Below are 5,652 nucleotides of genomic sequence, written 5' to 3'. Positions count from 1 at the left end.
TACCATCGGCGCTAAAGAGCTTAACTTCCGTGTTCGGTATGGGAACGGGTGTGACCTCTTTGCCATCATCACTAGACTATTAACAGTTTTCGATATACTTCGTATTTGAAAACCTTATGTATTTCGTTTTGAAGTTTTTATCACCTGTCCTTCAAGACAAGAATTATTGTATAACGTTTCCTCACATTGTGCAACACTTTTTTATAAAAAAAAGAAATTATTACTTTTTGGAGATATTTTTGTTATGTACGAGAGATTATCGCTCTGCTATTTATTATAACAATTGTTTAATTAAAAGAAAACAATTAATTTATCTAATAGGTTGATTAGCTATTTTTACTCCATTTTACTTTTAAAAAAAGACGCTGATTTTCGCTACAAGCTACTTCTTCCTACATTCAGACATCAAAACCAAGCACTTTTTCTTTGGGCATCTTTGTTCTGCTACAGAAGTATTGGGTAGCTCTTAGCTCCAATCAGCTACAAAAAATGGGTATAAAAAATCCTTTTATAGATTAGGAACATACCTGTTAATTTATCATTTCAATATTATTTTATCATAAGTTTTCACTTTTTATCTTATCCTTTACTACATTAAATAACCTGTGAAAGTCCGAAATCAACTTTGTGCTTAAGCCTACATGAATGACAACACACGTTTTTAAACTAAGTTCCTCCTACTGAACGAAGTTAAATTGCGGAAAGTGCCATTTGTAATCGATCAATTTCCTCTAATGTTGTTGCTGGACCAAAAGATATCCGAAAAAATTGACGAGCCGCTTCTGTAGAATAACCCATTGATAAAATAGCCTTCGTACCAGATTCACTATGAATATCGCAGGCACTTCCTGTAGAAATACATATCCCCACCTCATTTAATTTTAACAAAACGTATTGCCCCTCTACTCTTTTCATCAATACCCCACAAATATTAGGCAATTGCTTCTCACTCTCAATTATCTGACACGTTTCAGGTAATTTTGACTTAAAGTATCGACGTAAGGCCTCATAATGCTGACGCTCATATTGATAATTTTCAACAGCCGTAGCAAAAGCAACAATAGCCGGGGTATCTAGTGTTCCTCCCCTTAGCCCTTGTTCATGCGTGACACCTGATACTAATGCAGGAACACAGAGCTTAGGATTAATATATATAGCTCCACATCCCTTTGGCCCACTTATTTTATGAGCCGAAACAGTCATAGCATCTACTTGCTGTTTTAATGGGAGTTTACAAAAAGACTGTACACAATCGACATGCAAGAGAATATTGGATTGTTTTGCTATCTCGGCAATTTCTTCAATAGGTTGAATAGAGCCTATCTCTGAATTTACATGTTGAATAGTGATTAAAGCCGTATCTTCCTTTATCGCTTCTTTTAGTTGCTCTACATGTATACAACCATCTTTCTGTAAAGGTAACTTTGTGACCACAAAACCCATTTTTTCAAGTGTATTTAAAGCCGCATGTACAGATGTGTGTTCAGCTTGTGATGAAATAATATGCATTCCTTTATTTGACGCTAAAGCTAATGACAAAATCGAAATTAAATTGCCCTCAGTTCCGCTTCCAGTAAAAATTACACCATCACTATTTACTCCAAGAGATTTTGCTACAGTAGCTCTCGCCTGTTCAACAAAGTAATATGCTTGTCCTCCTAGATCATGTAAGCTTGCACTATTTCCATAATGCTGATTGGCAACTTCACAATATGCTTTGAGAGCTTCGGGAGTCATTGGAGAGGTTGCAGCGTAATCCAGATAAATCATCTTATTCTTCCTTTCTAGTTCATCAAGGTCTTGTTTTCTCTTTTATTTTATGTAAAGATATGTGTCAAGACAACTGTAAAGAAGGTATATGTATGGATGTAATGACAGATGTACTTATTATTGGTAGCGGCATTGCTGCACTACAGACTGCTCGGCTACTCGAAGGGCATTTTCAAGTTCAGATAGTGACAAAATGTTCAGTTAAAATGAGTAGTTCATATCGTGCTCAAGGCGGTATTGCTACCGTTACAAGTCAAGAAGATCATCCAAAGTTTCACATTGCTGATACGTTGACTGCTGGTGAATATCATCATGAAAAAAGGAATGTTGAAATACTGATAAAAAACGGCACAGAAGTTATGCGTGATTTATTAAATGAGGGCTTTCCAGTTGATCGACAAGTTGATGGAGCCCCGGCTCTAGGCTTAGAGGGTGCCCATAGTTATCACCGTATTTTACATGCAGGTGGTGATCGTACTGGCCAAGTAATGATAGATTTTTTACTCAATCAACTTACATCGAATACCGTTGTGAATTGCTATGAAATGGCTTACGAGCTTTTATTGAATAAAGCTGGAGCTTGTGTAGGCGTTCTAACGAAAGGAGCGCATGGAACGAAGCGATACCTTGCCCATCATGTCATCCTCGCGACAGGCGGTGCTGGTGCTATTTATACTTCTACGTCAAACTTTGCTACGAATACTGGAGATGGTATTGCTTTAGCATATCGCGCAGGAGCTGCCATCAGTGATATGGAATTTATGCAATTTCATCCGAGCTTACTTTGGTGTGGAGGGCAGGCCAAAGGATTAGTCTCTGAAGCTGTACGAGGCGCCGGTGGAAGGTTTGTCGATGCACTGCGTCAACCCATAATGAAAGGCATACATGAACAATTGGACTTAGCACCGCGCCATGTTACTGCACATGCATTATTTAATAAACGTGCAGCTGGGCAGGAAACATTTATTGATATTTCAAATATTGAACACTTTGAAAAAAAGTTCCCTACAATTGCTGTGCTTTGCTATGACAATAATGTTAATTTACAAGATCAATTAATTCCTGTAGCACCAGGTAGCCATTTCTTAATGGGTGGTGTTGTAGCTGATGATAAAGGAAGAACGTCTATCCCTAATCTATATGCAATTGGAGAAGTTGCTTGTACAGGGGTTCATGGTGCCAATCGTTTAGCTAGCAACTCCCTTTTAGAAGGAATTACGTTTGGACAAAGAACAGCCCAATACATTATTCACACAGGTTGTAAACAAAATAATTTCTTGATTGATGACAAACATCAACAACAAACAATGCCATTATTATTTACCAAAAAACAATTACAGCATATGATCTCACACGCATTAGGGATTGTGCGAAATCCTATCGATATGCAACACTTCGTACAACAATTGCCCTCAATGCAAGAACTTCTTCATGTTCGTCTAGATGGTTTGAATCAACAGGAACTTGAACTTTACATGATGCATACTGTCGCTACATTAATGGCACACGCAGCCATTACACGAACAGAAACACGCGGAGCACATATTCGCATAGATAAACCACAAAATGAAAATCAGTGGGTAAACCGCTGGATCATTTTTCAACAAGGACAGATGAAAGTGAGGAATTCATTATATGAATGTCATCAAACTCGAGGAAATGCTAAAGCTATTTTTTAATGAGGATATAGGCGATGGAGATTTATCGAGTGAATTTATATTTTCTCCAGATCAACAGGGATCTTTTTCTTTTTATGCGAAAGAAAGCGGCATTTTTTGCGGAGCTCCTATCATAAAACATGGATTTCTTCTCCTTGATCGATCAATGGATATTATCCTCTATAAAAAGGATGGTGATAAAGTACAGGATGGTGATGTTCTTGCTGTTATTCAAGGACCTCTTCAAAAGTTATTAATAGGGGAACGTGTAATTTTGAATCTTATTCAGCGTATGTCTGCTATTGCCACAGCTACAAATTTAGCAGTGCGAGAAACAGCCGGTACTAATGCGAAAATATGCGATACGCGCAAAACAATGCCTGGAATGCGTATGTTAGATAAATATGCAGTTAGAATCGGAGGTGCCTATAACCATCGCAATGGGTTATATGATGCGATAATGCTAAAGGATAATCATATTGCCTTTGCTGGAAGTATAACTAAGGCAGTACAGGTAGCCCGTGAAAAAATCGGTCACACCATTAAAATCGAAGTTGAAATTGAGACAAAAAAACACCTAGATGAAGCAATTGCAGCCGGTGCAGATATCATTATGTTCGATAATCGTAGCCCTGAAGAAATACGTGAATGGCTTTCAGCGGTTCCCCCACATATTGCTACAGAAGCTTCAGGCGGCATTTCGCTTCATAATTTAAATGCCTATGCTGAAACAGGTATTCAATGGATTTCACTTGGAGCGCTAACACATTCAGTCAAAGCCTTTGATATTAGTGCACTTGTACAAACGAAAGGAGCTAATTCCATTGTCCATCACTAGTTTATTACAACAAACGTCACTACTACCAGAGCATTATCGTGCATTATCTAAAAATGACATGGAATCTCGCATTTTAGCAATTAAAAAGAAATTAGGTCGTAAGCTCTTCATCCCTGGACATCATTATCAAAAAGATGAAGTGATTCAATTTGCAGATGCGACAGGGGATTCCTTACAGCTTGCTCAATTATCAGCAGCAAATAAGGAAGCTGAACATATAGTATTTTGTGGCGTACATTTTATGGCTGAAACAGCTGATATGCTTACAACTGAACAGCAGCATGTTTACTTACCTGATATGCGCGCCGGCTGTTCAATGGCAGATATGGCCGATATTTATCAAACAGAACGAGCATGGCCGATATTACAGGAACTCTTTGGCGATACTATGATCCCTCTAACATATGTCAATTCTACTGCTGCCATAAAAGCATTTACTGGGCGACATGGTGGAGCCTGCGTAACATCGTCCAATGCTAAAGAAATGGTTAAATGGGCATTTACGCAAAAGTCACGTATTTTCTTTTTACCAGATCAACATTTAGGTAGAAATACTGCCTACGATTTAGGAATACCGCTTGAAAATATGGCCGTTTGGAATCCCCATACAAATACGCTTGAGACAGATCAATCCCCAGAAAACATTCAAGTCATTTTATGGAAGGGACACTGCTCTGTACACGAAGGTTTTACAGTTCGACATACAGAAATTATACGTAAAGCACATCCAAATATGCGTATCATTGTTCATCCTGAATGTAATCGTGAAGTTGTTGCCGCTGCAGATGATGCAGGTTCTACAAAATACATTATCGATACGATTAATAAGGCACCGAGTGGTTCAGCATGGGCAATCGGTACTGAAATGAATCTTGTGAATCGTATGATCAAGCAGCACCCTGATAAGCAGATTATCTCTTTAAATGAGAATTTCTGTCCATGTCTTACAATGAATCGAATTGACCTTCCCCATCTACTTTGGTCTTTAGAACGTATAGACAAGGGGCAGCCACATAATCGTATTCAAGTAGATGCTCACACTGCGGAAGAGGCACGTTGCTCACTTGAAAGAATGCTAATAAGAGTTTAAAGAATAAAACGTCTACAAGAAATAGTAGACGTTTTATTCTTAATAGGTACTAGAATCTTCTATTTGAACATATTGTGATGTTCAATTTAGTATAGAGAAAATGATTAGCATCTTAAAAGCTATTTTTATACAAAAAAAAGCAGTAGATGTAATACCATCTACTGCTTTTTAGTATGACCCGTACGGGATTCGAACCCGTGTTACCGCCGTGAAAGGGCGGTGTCTTAACCACTTGACCAACGGGCCAATGGCGGAGAAGGAGGGATTTGAACCCTCGCGCCGGTTACCCGACCTAC

4 protein-coding genes, 1 tRNA gene and 1 rRNA gene are annotated in these 5,652 nt (G+C 38.3%); 3 read left to right on the top strand and 3 right to left on the bottom strand.

Going from position 1 to position 5,652, the window contains the following annotated elements; translation table 11 throughout:
- Together rrf and MWJ95_RS24260 are read right to left on the bottom strand one after the other, a co-directional pair.
- Window positions 1–76 (bottom strand): 5S ribosomal RNA (gene rrf / locus MWJ95_RS24265); the annotation flags it as partial.
- Window positions 77–690: 614 nt separating this feature from the next.
- On the bottom strand, window positions 691–1,770 hold the full coding sequence (locus tag MWJ95_RS24260; protein ID WP_249107384.1) for a cysteine desulfurase family protein: 1,080 nt from the start codon (window positions 1,768–1,770) through the stop codon (window positions 691–693).
- A gap of 92 nt (window positions 1,771–1,862) precedes the next feature.
- On the opposite strand from MWJ95_RS24260, the gene nadB reads away from it, so the two are divergent.
- From nadB to nadA, 3 genes are read left to right on the top strand one after another with little or no spacing between them, the layout of a single operon-like run.
- Window positions 1,863–3,449 (top strand): L-aspartate oxidase, encoded by a 1,587-nt coding sequence (gene nadB, locus MWJ95_RS24255; RefSeq protein ID WP_249076380.1) that lies wholly within the window; start codon window positions 1,863–1,865, stop codon window positions 3,447–3,449.
- Window positions 3,406–4,266, top strand: a complete 861-nt coding sequence (gene nadC, locus MWJ95_RS24250; protein WP_249076379.1) for a carboxylating nicotinate-nucleotide diphosphorylase — start codon at window positions 3,406–3,408, stop codon at window positions 4,264–4,266. Before nadB ends, nadC begins: the two co-directional genes overlap by 44 nt.
- Complete coding sequence (gene nadA / locus MWJ95_RS24245) at window positions 4,253–5,356, top strand: quinolinate synthase NadA (RefSeq protein ID WP_249107383.1); 1,104 nt, start codon at window positions 4,253–4,255, stop codon at window positions 5,354–5,356. The genes nadC and nadA overlap by 14 nt, the downstream gene beginning before the upstream one ends.
- Window positions 5,357–5,530: 174 nt before the next feature.
- On the opposite strand, the gene MWJ95_RS24240 is transcribed toward nadA, so the two are convergent.
- Window positions 5,531–5,602: transfer RNA gene (locus tag MWJ95_RS24240), tRNA-Glu, on the bottom strand.
- Window positions 5,603–5,652 lie beyond the last annotated feature (50 nt).

The organism is Lysinibacillus sp. Bpr_S20 (assembly GCF_023337835.1).
Taxonomy (GTDB): Bacteria; Bacillota; Bacilli; order Bacillales_A; family Planococcaceae; genus Lysinibacillus.
The sequence above is the reverse complement of the archived record's forward strand: the minus strand, read 5'-3'. Positions and strand labels throughout refer to the sequence as shown.

What these genes read in the sequence shown, in the direction of transcription:
- nadB (WP_249076380.1), top strand. Translation starts at nt 1,863, where the DNA reads ATGGATGTAATGACAGATGTACTTATTATTGGTAGCGGCATTGCTGCA.
- MWJ95_RS24260 (WP_249107384.1), bottom strand. Translation starts at nt 1,770, where the DNA reads ATGATTTATCTGGATTACGCTGCAACCTCTCCAATGACTCCCGAAGCT.
- nadC (WP_249076379.1), top strand. Translation starts at nt 3,406, where the DNA reads ATGAATGTCATCAAACTCGAGGAAATGCTAAAGCTATTTTTTAATGAG.